General features: G+C 66.9%; 13 protein-coding genes. 8 read left to right on the forward strand and 5 right to left on the reverse strand.

The window, feature by feature from the left end:
* Window positions 1-7 precede the first annotated feature (7 nt).
* Window positions 8-700, forward strand: a complete 693-nt coding sequence (gene aqpZ, locus AC1REK_RS18115) for an aquaporin Z (protein WP_316017971.1) — start codon at window positions 8-10, stop codon at window positions 698-700.
* A 79-nt stretch (window positions 701-779) separates the two neighbouring features.
* On the opposite strand, the gene acpS is transcribed toward aqpZ, so the two are convergent.
* Both acpS and AC1REK_RS18125 read right to left on the reverse strand, forming a co-directional pair.
* Window positions 780-1,184, reverse strand: a complete 405-nt coding sequence (gene acpS / locus AC1REK_RS18120) for a holo-ACP synthase (protein WP_327523935.1) — start codon at window positions 1,182-1,184, stop codon at window positions 780-782.
* Between the two features lie 9 nt (window positions 1,185-1,193).
* A complete protein-coding gene (locus AC1REK_RS18125) occupies window positions 1,194-1,946 on the reverse strand; it encodes a pyridoxine 5'-phosphate synthase (RefSeq protein WP_492269127.1) in 753 nt (250 codons plus the stop codon).
* A gap of 177 nt (window positions 1,947-2,123) precedes the next feature.
* On the opposite strand from AC1REK_RS18125, the gene AC1REK_RS18130 reads away from it, so the two are divergent.
* The 3 genes from AC1REK_RS18130 (at window position 2,124) to AC1REK_RS18140 (ending at window position 6,729) form a co-directional block, all read left to right on the forward strand.
* Window positions 2,124-3,830 (forward strand): ATP-binding protein, encoded by a 1,707-nt coding sequence (locus AC1REK_RS18130; protein ID WP_492268971.1) that lies wholly within the window; start codon window positions 2,124-2,126, stop codon window positions 3,828-3,830.
* Window positions 3,831-3,938: 108 nt separating this feature from the next.
* Window positions 3,939-4,328, forward strand: a complete 390-nt coding sequence (gene rpoZ, locus AC1REK_RS18135; protein ID WP_291640156.1) for a DNA-directed RNA polymerase subunit omega — start codon at window positions 3,939-3,941, stop codon at window positions 4,326-4,328.
* 184 nt (window positions 4,329-4,512) lie between these two features.
* Window positions 4,513-6,729 (forward strand): RelA/SpoT family protein, encoded by a 2,217-nt coding sequence (locus tag AC1REK_RS18140; RefSeq protein WP_492269126.1) that lies wholly within the window; start codon window positions 4,513-4,515, stop codon window positions 6,727-6,729.
* A gap of 119 nt (window positions 6,730-6,848) precedes the next feature.
* On the opposite strand, the gene AC1REK_RS18145 is transcribed toward AC1REK_RS18140, so the two are convergent.
* Entirely contained in the window at window positions 6,849-7,691 is an 843-nt protein-coding gene (locus AC1REK_RS18145) for a LysR family transcriptional regulator (protein WP_492268970.1), read from the reverse strand.
* Between the two features lie 112 nt (window positions 7,692-7,803).
* Here AC1REK_RS18145 and AC1REK_RS18150 point away from each other — a divergent pair, with 112 nt between their 5' ends.
* From AC1REK_RS18150 to AC1REK_RS18165, 4 genes are all read left to right on the forward strand, one after another.
* A complete protein-coding gene (locus AC1REK_RS18150) occupies window positions 7,804-8,187 on the forward strand; it encodes a tautomerase family protein (RefSeq protein WP_492268969.1) in 384 nt (127 codons plus the stop codon).
* 159 nt (window positions 8,188-8,346) lie between these two features.
* Complete coding sequence (gene recO / locus AC1REK_RS18155; protein WP_492268968.1) at window positions 8,347-9,075, forward strand: DNA repair protein RecO; 729 nt, start codon at window positions 8,347-8,349, stop codon at window positions 9,073-9,075.
* A gap of 110 nt (window positions 9,076-9,185) precedes the next feature.
* On the forward strand, window positions 9,186-11,432 hold the full coding sequence (gene parC / locus AC1REK_RS18160; protein WP_327523930.1) for a DNA topoisomerase IV subunit A: 2,247 nt from the start codon (window positions 9,186-9,188) through the stop codon (window positions 11,430-11,432).
* Window positions 11,433-11,857: 425 nt separating this feature from the next.
* Window positions 11,858-12,148, forward strand: a complete 291-nt coding sequence (locus AC1REK_RS18165) for a helix-turn-helix domain-containing protein (protein WP_327523939.1) — start codon at window positions 11,858-11,860, stop codon at window positions 12,146-12,148.
* 85 nt (window positions 12,149-12,233) lie between these two features.
* Here the strand turns inward: AC1REK_RS18165 and AC1REK_RS18170 are convergent, their stop codons facing one another.
* Both AC1REK_RS18170 and AC1REK_RS18175 read right to left on the reverse strand, forming a co-directional pair.
* The gene (locus AC1REK_RS18170; RefSeq protein WP_327523929.1) at window positions 12,234-12,839 is read right to left on the reverse strand and encodes an outer membrane protein; all 606 of its coding nucleotides are present in this window, start codon (window positions 12,837-12,839) and stop codon (window positions 12,234-12,236) included.
* 79 nt (window positions 12,840-12,918) lie between these two features.
* Window positions 12,919-13,899 (reverse strand): DUF2336 domain-containing protein, encoded by a 981-nt coding sequence (locus AC1REK_RS18175; RefSeq protein WP_492273812.1) that lies wholly within the window; start codon window positions 13,897-13,899, stop codon window positions 12,919-12,921.
* Window positions 13,900-14,039 lie beyond the last annotated feature (140 nt).

Consider the following 14,039-nt stretch of genomic DNA (forward strand, 5'->3'; position numbering starts at 1 on the left):
AATCAACATGAGTGCAAAGAAATACGCCGCCGAAGTCATCGGCACCTTCTGGCTGACCTTTGCCGGCTGCGGCAGCGCGGTCATCGCTGCCGGGTTCCCGCAAGTCGGCATCGGCCTGCTCGGCGTCGCGCTCGCCTTCGGTCTCACCGTCGTGACGATGGCCTATGCGGTCGGCCATATCTCCGGCGGGCACTTCAACCCGGCCGTGACCATCGGTCTGGCGGCTGGTGGGCGTTTCCCGGCGAGCCAGGTCCCTGGCTACATCGTATCGCAGGTCATCGGCGGCATCGCGGCGGCGGCGGTGCTCTATTTCATCGCCAGCGGCGCTCCCGGCTTCGACGTCGCCAAGGGTTTCGCCTCCAATGGCTACGGCGAGCATTCGCCGGGCAAGTACGGGCTCGGCGCGGCCTTCGTCATGGAATTCGTCATGACCGCCGTCTTCCTCTTCGTGATCTTCGGCGCGACCAGCAAGCAGGCGCCGGTCGGCTTCGCGCCTCTGGCCATCGGCCTGGCGCTGGTGCTGATCCATCTCGTCAGCATTCCCGTCACCAACACCTCGGTGAATCCGGCGCGCTCGACCGGCCCGGCGCTGTTCGTCGGCGGCTGGGCGATCTCGCAGCTCTGGCTGTTCTGGCTGGCGCCGATCCTCGGCGGCATCTGCGGCGGCGTGCTCTATCGCTGGATCAACGACGAGGCCTGAAAAGGCATGGTCCCGACGCTTCGGCGCCGGGCTTGTCGAAGAATTGACCGGCTGCCCCCGCGGGCGGCCGGTTTTTTTGTTAGGCGAGGATCGGGCGCGCCTCGATCACCACGAAGGCCTGCGCCAGCGGCGGATCGTCCGTCAGCGAGACATGGACGATCGCTTCGTGCCCTGGCGGCGTCATCTCGGCGAGCCGCGCCGCTGCGCCGCCGGTCAGCTTCATGGTCGGCCGGCCTCCCGGCAGGTTGACCACCTCCATGTCACGCCAGAACACGCCGTGGCTGATGCCGGTCCCGAGTGCCTTGGAGCAGGCTTCCTTGGCAGCGAAGCGGCGGGCATAGGAGGCCGCGCGGGTCGCCCTTCGGTCCGATTTCGCCTGCTCGCCTTCCGTGAAGACGCGCTGCGTGAAGCGCGTCCCGAACCGCTGCAGCGAGTTCTCGATGCGGCGGATGTCGCAGAGGTCGGAGCCGATGCCGAGGATCATACGCCCGCTTTATCCGGCGGCGCGGCCCTCGTCCATCGCCTGGCGCATCAGGGCGATGGTCGTCTCAAGGCCGACGAAGATCGCCTCGCCGACCAGGAAATGGCCGATATTGAACTCGACGAAGGCGGGAACGGCGGCGAGCTTGCGCGCCGTGTCGTATTCGAGGCCGTGGCCGGCATGGACTTCCAGCCCGAGCGAGGCGGCGAAGGCTGCGCCCTTGGCGAGGCGCTGGAATTCGGCTTCGGCCTTGTCGGTATGCCCGTCGGCGACGGCATGGCACCAGGTGCCGGTGTGGAGCTCGACCACCGGCGCGCCGAGCTCGGCCGCCATCGCGATCGGCGCCTCGTCCGGCTCGATGAACAGCGAGACACGGCAGCCGGCCGCTTTCAGACGGGCGATCGCAGGCGCCAGAGCTGCGGCGTGGCCGACGACGTCGAGTCCGCCTTCGGTCGTCCGTTCCTCGCGCTTCTCCGGCACCAGGCAGGCGGCGTGCGGCTTCAGCTTCTCGGCGAGGCCGATCATCTCCTCCGTCGCGGCCATCTCGAAGTTGAGCGGCTTCGAAAGCTCTCTCGCCAGCCGTTCCATGTCGGCATCGCGAATGTGGCGCCTGTCCTCGCGCAGATGCGCGGTGATGCCGTCGGCGCCGGCGGCGATGGCGAGGTGGGCGGCGCGGACCGGATCGGGCAGGGCGCCGCCGCGTGCATTGCGCACGGTGGCGACGTGGTCGACATTGATCCCAAGGCGCAGGCGGTTCTTCGGCATCGTCACGGTCCCCAGCTCCACGCTAGCCTGTACGCCCTGGCCGGCGCCGGCTCAAGGCAACGGAATTGATCGGCATCTTCAGCGTTGTTGATCGGTTGCGGTGCGTGTGAGTATTCGCGCTGGGTCGGCCCTTGCGCGAGCGAGCTGTTGTTAAGACCTGCGCGCTATTCTGGAGCGATGCAGTACTCCATCTCGGACCGAAAGCTCTTCGAAGCGGACGTTTCGCCGGATCGGCGCGACGCCAGTCAACCGCCCGATCGTTCGCTCGGCCGGGTGGTGTCGTGCTCCGGCGCGCGTGCCACCATCGTCGCGAGCGTCACCGGGCCGGCGTTGGGGCCCAACAATATCTGGGCAGTCGGTCGACTGATCTCGATCAACCTGGGGGAAAGCCGGGTCGTCGGCCTCGTCTACCAGATGCGGGTCATGAGCTCGGGTTGGGACGAGAGCGGAGCGAATGCGATCGGCATCGACGTCGAGCTGCTCGGCGAGGTGGTCGACCTGCCGGATGGTCGCTGCCGTTTCCAGAGCGGCATCACGACCTATCCGCCGCTCGGCTCCTTGGCGCACCGCATCCGCTCGCGCGACCTCGCTGCCGTCCACGATCTCGGCGAGTGCGAAGGCGCCGAGATCGGCACGCTGTCGCAGGATGGCGCGATCCCGGCGACGGTCAGCATAGAGCGCCTGCTCTCGCGCCATTTCGCCGTGCTCGGCACCACCGGCGTCGGCAAGTCGAGCGCGGTCGCGCTCCTCCTTCGCAACGCGGTGGAAGCCAAGCCCAATCTGCGGGTGCTGATCCTCGATCCGCACAACGAATACGCCCATGCTTTCCCTGAGAATTCGGTCCGCATCGACGCCCAGACGCTCGACCTGCCGTTCTGGACCTTCCGTTTCGACGAGTTCGCCGACATCGTCTTCCGCGGCCGGCCATTGGTCGAGGACGAGGCCGAGATCCTGCGCGAGGTGATCGCCGTCGCGCGCAGCCGTTACCGGAGCGGCGCAGCCCACGACATGGTGCGCGATCTCGGCAGCAGCGTGCTGAAGCGGCCGCTCGACCTTGGCGCGCGCCGTCCGGCGGAAATGGGTGGGGCGGCCGGTTTGGCCGTGCCCTATCGGATCGCCGATCTCTTCGCCGCGATCGACGAGCTGATCGGCCTGCACGAGCAACGCTACGCGCGCGCCACTTTGCGGTCGCTGCGCGTGCGCCTGGAGACGCTGCACGCCGATCCGCGTTACGGCTTCCTCTTCGCCCATGCCAACAGCATCGAGACGATCGCGCCGGTGATCGGCCAGATCTTCCGCGTGCCGCATCAGGGCCGGCGGGTCACGGTCTTCCAGCTTGCCGGCCTGCCTTCCGAAGTGGTGAACGCGGTGGCCTCGAGCCTGGCGCGGCTCGCCTTCGACCTCGCAATGTCGAGCCGGGGCGGATACGAGATCCTGCTGCTCTGCGAGGAGGCGCATCGCTACGTTCCGCAGAATCAGGCGCTCGGCTTCGCTCCCACCCGTCAGGCCATTGCCCGCATCGCGAGGGAGGGCCGCAAATACGGCGCCTATCTCGGCATCGTCACGCAGCGCCCGGGCGAGCTCGACCCGACGATCCTGTCGCAGTGCTCGACCGTTTTCGCCATGCGCCTCGCCAACGAGGCCGACCAGCAGATCATCCGCGCGGCGATCGCCGACGCCTCGGCGAGCACGATCGCCTTCCTGCCCTCGATCGGCAATCGCGAGGCCATCGCCTTCGGCGAGGCGGTGGCGACGACGATGCGCATGCGCTTCCTCGACCAGCGGCCGGAAGAGCTTCCGGCAATGCTCGGTCACGAGCCCGGCGCGGCACGCCGGCCGGAGCCCGGCCTGGAGGAGCTCGTCGCCCGCATGCGTGGGCTGTAGGCCGCCTCGGTGGGGATCTGCGAAAATCTTGCATCTGCGCGGCGCAAGCTGTAAGAGCGCCCTTCATCGTTTCCATCGCATCGACGACATCTGGAAGGAGCCCGCGGGATGGCTCGCGTTACCGTTGAGGATTGCATCGACAAGGTCGAGAACCGCTTCGAGCTCGTCCTGCTCGCAAGCCATCGCGCCCGCATGATCGCATCCGGCTCCTCGATCCTGGTGCCGCGCGACAACGACAAGAACCCGGTCGTTGCCCTGCGCGAGATCGCCGAAGAGAAGCTGACCCCCGAGGATCTCAAGGAAGACCTCATCCACTCGCTGCAGAAGCATGTAGAGGTCGACGAGCCCGAGGCTGATCCGGTGCCGCTGCTGACCTCGCAGTCGCATGTCGCCACCCCCGATTCGGAAGTCCAGTTCGACCGGATGAGCGAAGAGGACCTGCTGCGCGGCCTCGACGGCCTCGTGCCGCCGACCGAGAGCGCCGACGACGAGGACTGAGCGCACCGCTCCGGCCCGCTGCCGGGGCGTCATGTGGAAAATCGTTGACGATGATCGCTAAAGCCCGGCGCTGCCGGGCTTTTTCATGCCCGCTGCGCAAGCAGGCGCCTTGCCGGCAGGCGCGCCCTTGCCGATATTGAACGGATCCAGGGAAGATGATCGGCGGAGCAGGGCCCGCATGGGCATGATGCGGCAATACGAGCTTGTCGACAGGGTCAAGCGCTACAATCCGAACACGGACGAGGACCTGCTCAACCGCGCCTATGTCTACGCCATGCGCGCGCATGGCACGCAGAAGCGCGCCTCGGGCGATCCGTTCTTCGCGCATCCGCTCGAAGTCGCGGCGCTGCTCACCGATCTCAAGCTCGATGACGCCACCATCGTCGCGGCGGTCCTGCACGACACCGTCGAGGACACCGAGGCGACGCTGGAGGAGATCGAGAACCTTTTCGGGCCCGATATCCGACGCCTCGTCGATGGCCTGACCAAGATCAAGAAGCTCGACCTCGTCTCCAAGAAGGCGGCGCAGGGCGAGAACTTCCGCAAGCTGCTGCTCGCCATCGTCGACGATATCCGCGTCTTGCTGGTCAAGCTCGCCGATCGGCTGCACAACATGCGGACCCTGCACTACATGGCGCCCGAGAAGCGCCTGCGCATCGCCGAGGAGACGGTCGAAATCTATGCGCCGCTCGCCGGCCGCATGGGCATGCAGGAGCTGCGCGAGGAACTCGAGGAGCTCGCCTTCCGCCACATCAAGCCGGAAGCGCACGAGACCATCACCAAGCGGCTGGAGGAGGTGACCCAGCGCGAGGGGCGCGTCATCAGCGAGATCGAGAACGATCTCAAGGGCAAGCTCGCCGAGCGCGGCATCGAGGCCCAGGTCTATGGCCGGCGCAAGCGGCCTTACTCGATCTGGAAGAAGATGGAGCGCAAATCCGTCTCGTTCGAGCAGCTTTCCGACATTTTCGGCTTCCGCGTCATCGTCGACAAGCCGGAGGATTGCTACCGCGTGCTCGGCATCGTCCACATGACCTGGCCGATGGTTCCCGGGCGCTACAAGGACTACATCTCGACGCCAAAACAGAACGATTACCGCTCGCTTCACACCACCGTCGTCGGGCCAGGCCGCCAGCGCGTCGAGCTGCAAATCCGCACCGACAAGATGGACCGCGTCGCCGAATACGGCATCGCCGCCCATGCCCGTTACAAGGACGGACGCACCGCCGGGGCGATCGGCGAGGCGGATGAGAGCCGCGCCTATCAATGGCTGCGCCGCACCGTCGACCTGCTGGCCGAGGGCGACAACCCCGAAGAGTTCCTCGAGCACACCAAGCTCGAGCTCTTCCATGATCAGGTCTTCTGCTTCACGCCCAAGGGCCGGCTGATCGCGCTGCCGCGTGGCGCGACCCCGATCGACTTCGCCTATGCCGTCCACACCGATGTCGGCAACACTGCCGTCGGCGCCAGGATCAACGGCCGGATCGCGCCGCTGCTGACCGAACTGCAGAACGGCGACGAGGTCGAGATCACCCGCGCCGAGGGGCAGGCGCCGCCCGCGGCTTGGGAATCCCTTGCGGTGACCGGCAAGGCCCGCGCCGCGATCCGCCGTGCCACCCGCGCCGCCGTGCGCCGGCAATATGCCGGGCTCGGCCGCCAGATCCTCGAGCGTGCCTTCCAGCGCGCCGAGCGGCCCTTCTCCGACGAGAAGCTCAAGGCGGCGCTGAAGCGCCTGGCACGCACCGCCGTCGATGACGTCTTTGCCGCCGTGGGGCGTGGCGAGATGTTCTCCGGCGATGTGGTGAGGGCGGTCTATCCCGATCTGGAGCCCGAGAAGCGGCAGGCGCTCGACGCCAAGTCCAAGGCTTCGCCCGTGGGCAAGGGCTGGTTCGAATTGCGTCAGGGCGGCGAGAACCTCAAGTTCAAGCTGCCGGAGGAGACCCCTGGCGCCGATGCGATCCCGATCCGCGGCCTCGGCGGCGACCTGCCGGTGCGCTTCGCGCCGGGCGGCGGCGCCGTGCCGGGCGACCGCATCGTCGGCATCCTGACGCCCGGCGAGGCGGTGACGATCTATCCGATCCAGTCGCCCTCGCTCGCCGCCTTCGACAACGAGCCGGAACGCTGGCTCGACGTGCGCTGGGATCTCGACGACAGCCGCCCGCAGCGCTTCCCCGCCCGGATCATGCTGAACTCGATCAACGAGCCCGGCTCGCTCGCCCAGATCACCACGACGATCGCCGAACATGACGGCAATATCGATGCGGTGCAGATGGTGCGTCCGACGCCGGACTTCACCGACGTCACCATCGACCTGACGGTCTGGGACCTGAAGCACCTCAGCGCGATCATCAGCGAATTGCGCGAAAAGCGCGTGATCAGCCGGGTCGAGCGGGTGGTGGCTTAGGCGCTTCCGTCATGGTCGGACTTGTCCCGACCATCGACGTCTTCCCTTGGGCAGCGCGATGTTCAAGACGTGGATGCTCGCCATAAGGGCGAGCATGACGGTTCGAGATACGGCCGTGCTCACCCCGCCCGGAACGCCGCGGCGAGCTCCCTGACGAAGGCGTTGGCGCGCGGTGTCGAGACCTGGCTGCGCAGCACGACGTCGGAGGCGCCAAGCGCCGGCAGGCCCCGATCCGGTCCGATATCGACCGCCCCGCGCGGCGCGATGCGCACGGCGAGCGGCGCGACGCCGAGCCCGCCGCCGACCGCCGCCAGGACTGCCGCCATGCCGCCGCCGATGAAGGCCTCGCGCCAGGCGATGCCGGCGCGTTCAAGCGTCGCGACGGCATGCAGCCGCAGTCGGCATTCCGCTGCGAGATTGACCAGCGGCAGCGGCCCGTCCGGCCGCGACAGGGATGGCATCGCGAACCAGCCGAAGACATCGCGGCGCAGCACTTCGCCGCTCCGACCCGGCCCGAGGCGTCTGACGATCGCGACATCGAGCTCGCCGCGCTCATAGGCATCGTCGAGCGCCGCGGATGCCTCGATCCGCAGCCCGATGACGAGGCCGGGATCGTGTCGTGCCAGTCTCGCGAGCAGGGCAGGAGCGTCGGGACCCACCGCCTGCTCGCTGATGCCGATCGCGATCCTCTCCGCCGGCTGGGCGAAGGCGGCGAGCGCCCGCTCATGTGCAGCCATCAAGTCGCGTGCCGCCGGCAGGAAGCGCTCACCCTCGGACGTCAGTCGGACGAGGCGCGGATGCCGCTGCAGCAAGGTCTGGCCGAGGTTCTGCTCAAGCCGCTTGATCCTTGTGCTGACAAGGGATTGCGCGGTGCCGAGCGCCTCGGCAGCCCGGGTGAAGCTGTTGAGCTCTGCCGTCCGCAGGAAGGCGGCGACTGCATCGAGGTCTAGCGATCCCATCATAGATATAAAATCCGTATCGCTGATATCATAAATGATACGGTTTTCAGATTTAATGGGCAAGCTTAGCTTGGCGGTATCGACGGTCACGTCGACCCAGCTATGGAGCCCCCCTATGCCTCTGATCCGCATCTCGATGCGCCGCGGCCATCCGGCCTCGCATCCCGCCGCCATCGTCGACGGTGTCTATCGCGCCCTGCGCGCCACCTTTGAGGTTCCCGAAAACGACCTGTTCGCCGTCGTCCATCAGCATGAGGCGGAAGAATTCGTCTTCGACGCCAATTACTTCGGCTTTCAGCGTTCGGACCGGCTGGTCATCATCCAGGTCGCCGTCGCCAATACCCGCGGCGTCACCCAGAAGAAGGCGCTCTATGCCGCGATCGCCGCAAATCTGCAGCGCGAGCCGGGGCTGAAGCCGGACGACATCTTCATCAACCTGGTCGAGGTCAAGCGCGAGGACTGGTCGTTCGGCGGCGGCATCGCGCAATACGTGGCGTGACACTTTTCCCGTAAGTCGTCCCGGACAAGCGGCGAAGCCGCGCCGATCCGGGATCCATGCCGGAGCGGTTCAGGAATGGATCCCGGGTCTTCGCTGCGCTTCGCCCGGGATGACGCGCGTCATTTGACCTGCACGATAGCGACACCCTAACTGCGCGTCATGGAATGGAGCGACGAGGGCACGATCATCGGCATCCGCAGGCACGGCGAGAGCGCCGTGATCCTGGAGGTGATGACGCGCTATCACGGCCGCCATCTCGGTCTCGTCCGCGGCGGTCGCTCGAGCCGGCAGCAGCCCGTGCTGCAGCCGGGGAACGCGGTTTCGCTGAGCTGGCGGGCGCGGCTCGACGAGCATCTCGGCGAATACAAGGTCGAGCTCCTGACCTCCCACGCAGCCCGCTTGATGGCGAAGCCGGTGGCGCTCTACGGGCTCGCCAGCATCGCCGCGCTGCTGCGGCTCCTGCCGGAACGAGACCCGCACCCCGCCTTGCATGAAGGGCTCGGCGTTCTCATCGAGCACCTCGACGAGATCGGTCTTGCACCGGCGCTGATCGTTCGTTTCGAGCTTGCCATGCTGGGAGAGCTCGGCTTCGGGCTCGAGCTCAACCGCTGTGCGGTGACCGGCGCACGCGAGGAGCTGAGCCATGTCTCGCCGAAATCCGGCAAGGCGGTGAGTCGCAAGGCTGCGGAGCCTTATCTCGACCGCCTGCTGGCCCTGCCGCGCTTCCTCAGCGAGGGGCAGGGCGCGAACCAGCCCCTCCCGGCCGAGATCGCGGCAGGCTTTGCGCTGACCGGCCATTTCCTGCGACGATACCTCTATGAGCCGCGCGGACTCGCCGAACCGCCCGAGCGGGCCCGGCTGCTGGAGCTGGCGACAAAAATCCACTGATTTTCGCAGCTTGTTCATCGGTAAACTTTGCAGTTGCCAGCGCGGGCCTGCATCTTCATGGGAAGTGATTCGCGGCCGGACGCGGCCGTAAAGTCGAGGTTGAGTGCACCATGGGTAAGCCTGTCGAGCCGCCGCCGGAGGAGGAATCCGAGCGCGTCGATCTGAAGACCGCGCTCGAGGAGCGCTATCTCGCCTATGCGCTCTCCACCATCATGCACCGCGCCTTGCCGGATGCGCGCGACGGGCTGAAGCCCGTCCACCGCCGCATCCTGCACGCCATGCGCCTGCTCCGACTCGACCCCGGCCAGGTCCATAAGAAATGCGCCCGCATCGTCGGCGACGTCATCGGTAAGTTCCACCCGCATGGCGACCAGTCGGTCTACGACGCGCTGGTGCGCCTCGCCCAGGATTTCGCCCAGCGCTACCCGCTCGTCGACGGACAGGGCAATTTCGGCAATATCGACGGCGATAACGCCGCCGCCTACCGCTATACCGAAGCGCGCATGACCGAGGTCGCGCGCCTCCTGCTCGACGGCATCGAGGAGGACGCGGTCGATTTCCGCGAGACCTATAATGGCGAGGATGAGGAGCCGGTCGTCCTGCCGGCCGCCTTCCCGAACCTCCTGGCCAATGGCTCGCAGGGCATCGCGGTCGGCATGGCGACCTCGATCCCGCCGCACAACGCCGCCGAGCTCTGCGACGCCGCGCTCTACCTGATCCAGCATCCGGAGACGACCTCCGAGCAGCTGATGACCTTCGTGCCGGGGCCGGATTTCCCGACGGGCGGCATCATCGTCGAGAGCCGGGCCTCGATGATCGAGACCTATACCACCGGCCGCGGCGCCTTCCGCACCCGCGCCCGCTGGGTCAAGGAGGATCTCGAACGCGGCGCCTGGCAGGTCGTTGTCACCGAGATTCCCTACATGGTCTCGAAGGGGCGCCTGATCGAGAAGATCGCCGAGCTCCTGAACGAGCGGAAGCTGCCGCTGGTTGCCGACCTCCGCGACGAGTCGGCCGAGGATATCCGCATCGTCATCGAGCCGCGCGCCCGCAATGTCGACGCCGCCCTGATGATGGAATCGCTCTTCCGGCTCTCCGAGCTGGAAGCGCGCATTCCGATGAACATGAACGTGCTGACCGGCGGGCTGGTGCCGCGCGTGCTCGGCCTCAACGAGGCTCTGCGCGCCTGGCTCGACCATCGCCGCGACGTGCTGCTGCGCCGCTCGCGCTTCCGCCTCGGCCAGATCGAGAAGCGGCTCGAGATCCTGCGCGGCCTGCTAATCGTCTATCTCGATCTCGACCGGGTGATCAAAATCATCCGCGAGGAGGACGAGCCGAAGATCGAGCTGATGCGCTTCTTCGAGCTCACCGAGATCCAGGCCAACGCCATCCTCGACACCAGGCTGCGCGCGCTGCGCAAGCTCGAGGAGATGCAGCTCAAGACCGAGCTCGACGAGCTCACTGCCGAGAAGGGCCAGATCGAGGGGCTGCTAGCCTCCGAGGCGACGCAGTGGAAGACCATCTCCTGGGACATCCGCGAGGTGAAGAAGCTGTTCGGGCCGGAGACGGAGATCGGCAAGCGCCGCACCAGCTTCGCCGACATGCCCGAGACCACCGAGGTCGACCTGACCCAGGCCATGGTCGAGCGCGAGCCGGTGACGGTGGTGATCTCGAAGAAGGGCTGGATCCGGGCGCTGAAGGGCCATGTCCAGGACCTGTCGAGCCTCTCCTTCAAGGGCGATGACGGCTTGCGCACGGCCTTCTTCACCGAGACGACGGCGAAGATCCTGGTGATGGCGACGAATGGCAAGGTCTTCACGCTGGAGGCCTCGAAGCTGCCCGGCGGGCGCGGCTTCGGCGATCCGATCCGCCTGATGATCGAGCTGGAGGAAAGCGCCGAGATCGTCGCCGCCTTCCCCTATCGGCCAGGGCTGAAGCTGCTGATGGCGACGACCGAGGGGCGCGGCTTCGTGGTCTCGAGCGACGACATCGTCGCCAACACCCGCAAGGGCAAGCAGGTGTTGAACGTCGACGCGCCGGTCGAGGCCATGCTCGCCGTGCCGGCCGAGGGTGACCATGTCGCGATCATCGGCCAGAACCGCAAGCTGCTCTGCTTCCCGATCTCGGAAGTCGCGGAGATGAGCCGCGGCAAGGGCGTCAAGCTGCAGCGCTACAAGGATGGCGGGCTTTCCGACGCGAAGGTCTTCACCCTGGCCGACGGGCTGACCTGGCTCGACACTTCGGCGCGGACCTGGACGGTGCCGCAGGCCGAGCTGATCGACTGGCTCGGCCATCGCGCCGAATCCGGCCGGCTGCCGCCCAAGGGCTTCCCGAAGAACAACAAGTTCGGCGGGTAAGCGACGCAGCAGCCGGCTGGCCTTCCGGCGCTATCGGCCGGTCTGCTGCGGCGTCGGCCAGCCGACCGAGCGGCCGAGATCGGTGGTGTGGCAGGCCGAGAGGGCGAGCGCCAGCAGGCTGGCGGCGATCAGGCGTGACATGAATTGCTCCGGGGCGAGGGGTGAGGATAGCGCGGGCCGGAATCCGCCAATGGTCGGCGCCGGCATGGATGTCTCCGTCGAAAGGCCCGAGGATTGGCGGGTGGCCTGCGGCTATCGTCAGACGGAAATCGGGGCTAAGACCGGAAACACAAGTAGAATGAAGTTTCTGGTATAGTATGGAAAATCAGACCATTGGGCCGCAGCGCTCCGGCGACGATGCCGAGAGTGCCGAGGAATCAGAGACTTGTCCCGATTCCGCGACGGTCGAACGGTTCCATGCCGCGATGCGCATCCTGACCGGCAAGTGGAAGGGGGAAATCCTCTGGCGGCTTGGGCACGGGACTTTGCGCTTCGGCGAGCTGCGCCGCGCTATCCCCGGCATCACGCAGCATATGCTGACCACCCAGCTGCGCGATCTGGAGGCGCACGGCCTCGTCAAACGCACGATCTATCCGGAAGTGCCGCCGCGCGTGGAGTATGCGGTGACGCCGGCCGCGCGCGAACTCGGCCCTGTCTTCCGCGAGATCAAGGCCTGGTCGGACAGGCACGCGGACACGCTCAAGCTGATGGCCTGAGCGCGGCGGGCGCGTGATTGTTGCGGTTTATCAGCGGCTTGCGAGCAGGCGCTGAATCGATTTGAGACTCTCTTGAATCGAGTTCTCAGCGGATCGACTGGCCGACCAGTCCGACTTCCAGCCCGAGCGTCAGCTTGTCGGTGACCGCCCATTCGACGCCGGCGCGCGCTTCCGGCCTGACCGCGATGTCCGAGCGGGAGAAGGGCGCCGAGAACGGTGTCGGACCGTAGCGATAGGTCTCGTTGGCGGCGGCCATGCCGAACTTGGTGTAGAGCAGCACGTCGGGCGTCGCGAGCACGCCGGCCTTGATCTGGAAGGCGCCGGCGATGTCCTGCGTGTAGCTCGCCTGGCCGAAGCCCGGGCTGTTGTAGCCGCCGAAGCTCGGAGCATATTCCAGCGCCCCGACGATGCCGTAGACGAAGTCGCCGTCGCGCCACATCTTGCCGCCTTCGAGCCCGATCGTCGGGCCGGCGGTGGTGCCGAACTGCTTCGAGCTGATGACCTGGAAGCCGCTCGAGATCCGCGCGTAGGAGCCTTCCCATTTCACGCCGCCTGGCGCCAGCGTGGGCGCCGACCAGGCGAAGCTGGGCAATGTCCCAAACCCCATGAAGGGCAGGAAGGCCTGTGCCTGGGCGGGTCGGCTGGCAAAGGCAAGGCCGGCAATGACGGCGATGCCTGTCACTCGTGCCATGATAGCGGGCGCGCTCATGCTCATAGTTTAGCAGGAGAGGGAGCGATTGTCGCGCTTTTGTGGCGGACCGCTGGTCGCATCAGGCGACTTTGGTCTTCAGCCGCAGGAAGCGCATCGTCCGATCGGCGGTCGCGGCATCGAGCCTGCCATAGTCCCGCAGATCGTCCTCGATCGTCTTGGCCGCGAAGAAGAGCCGGCGTCCGCGCAGGCTGAGCATCGCGCGGAAGGTTTCCGCGTCGAGGTTGAGTGCGCGGCCGAGAACGGCGATGCCGCTGACGTCGCGCTGGAGCAGCACGCGGAGCGCCTGTTCGTTGCTGATATCCGCAGCGGAGGCGAGGACCTGAGCGAGGTGGAAGGCCCGGTCCTCGTCGGCCAGCATGGTCACGACCTCCGGCAGGGTGCGGACCTGCGCGCGCAGATCGGACAGCAGCAGCTTGACCTCCAGCCGCTGCTGCCGCGCCTGCCTGGCGAGATCGGCGGAATCCTTGCTGCGCTCGCCTTGTTCCGCGACCTGCTCGACGATGCGCAGCACGCGCTGGACCCGCTGTGGCGAGAGGTCGCTGCGGCGTGCCAGCGCTTCGCCGACAGCGACGTCGTCGCCGCCGCGCTGGAGCAGCCGGTCGAAGCCATGGTCGGAGAACTGGGCGCCTTCGTTGCCGCTGACGGTCCGCAGCACGCCGCTGTCGCCACGTTCGACAAGGATGTCGGTGACGCTTTCGGAGAGGCGGGCGCGCTCGGCGATCGCGGTCAGATGCGCCTGCGTCTGGCTGACGGCGATGGCGGCGAGGTCGGTGTCGGTCAGAACCGGCGAGAGCTTGAGCACGAGCTTCGCCACTTCGGAATCGGCGTCGCTGGCCAGCGAGACCGCGACCTCATGCGGCAGGCTCGGCGTCGCCGCGACGCTGTCGGCGTATTGCTTGCGGTCTTCGCTCTCGAGATGCGGCAGGGTGCGCAGCGCGATGTCGCCGTAATGCGACTTGGAGGTGTCGCTGGGTTCGCCGTCGAGCAGGAACAGGTCGGTCACGGCATTGAGGAGCTGGCGCCGCGAGTCCGATGACATGTCCGCCGGCATGCGGGAAAGCGACTGCAACATGGGTAGGTCCGGCCATTATGAGCGCGCGACGCCGCGAGCGAAGACCGCAACCTGCCCCAGGTCCATTTGATTTAGTCTTAAGCCGACCGGCCAATTTGGGCCGTTCG

This window comes from Allobosea sp. GW823-FHT02B03, from assembly GCF_058797755.1.

Coding starts and splice junctions, on each gene's coding strand:
- aqpZ (WP_316017971.1), top strand. CDS start 8: ATGAGTGCAAAGAAATACGCCGCCGAAGTCATCGGCACCTTCTGGCTG.
- acpS (WP_327523935.1), bottom strand. CDS start 1,184: ATGATCCTCGGCATCGGCTCCGACCTCTGCGACATCCGCCGCATCGAG.
- AC1REK_RS18125 (WP_492269127.1), bottom strand. CDS start 1,946: ATGCCGAAGAACCGCCTGCGCCTTGGGATCAATGTCGACCACGTCGCC.
- AC1REK_RS18130 (WP_492268971.1), top strand. CDS start 2,124: ATGCAGTACTCCATCTCGGACCGAAAGCTCTTCGAAGCGGACGTTTCG.
- rpoZ (WP_291640156.1), top strand. CDS start 3,939: ATGGCTCGCGTTACCGTTGAGGATTGCATCGACAAGGTCGAGAACCGC.
- AC1REK_RS18140 (WP_492269126.1), top strand. CDS start 4,513: ATGATGCGGCAATACGAGCTTGTCGACAGGGTCAAGCGCTACAATCCG.
- AC1REK_RS18145 (WP_492268970.1), bottom strand. CDS start 7,691: ATGATGGGATCGCTAGACCTCGATGCAGTCGCCGCCTTCCTGCGGACG.
- AC1REK_RS18150 (WP_492268969.1), top strand. CDS start 7,804: ATGCCTCTGATCCGCATCTCGATGCGCCGCGGCCATCCGGCCTCGCAT.
- recO (WP_492268968.1), top strand. CDS start 8,347: ATGGAATGGAGCGACGAGGGCACGATCATCGGCATCCGCAGGCACGGC.
- parC (WP_327523930.1), top strand. CDS start 9,186: ATGGGTAAGCCTGTCGAGCCGCCGCCGGAGGAGGAATCCGAGCGCGTC.
- AC1REK_RS18165 (WP_327523939.1), top strand. CDS start 11,858: ATGCGCATCCTGACCGGCAAGTGGAAGGGGGAAATCCTCTGGCGGCTT.
- AC1REK_RS18170 (WP_327523929.1), bottom strand. CDS start 12,839: ATGGCACGAGTGACAGGCATCGCCGTCATTGCCGGCCTTGCCTTTGCC.
- AC1REK_RS18175 (WP_492273812.1), bottom strand. CDS start 13,899: ATGTCATCGGACTCGCGGCGCCAGCTCCTCAATGCCGTGACCGACCTG.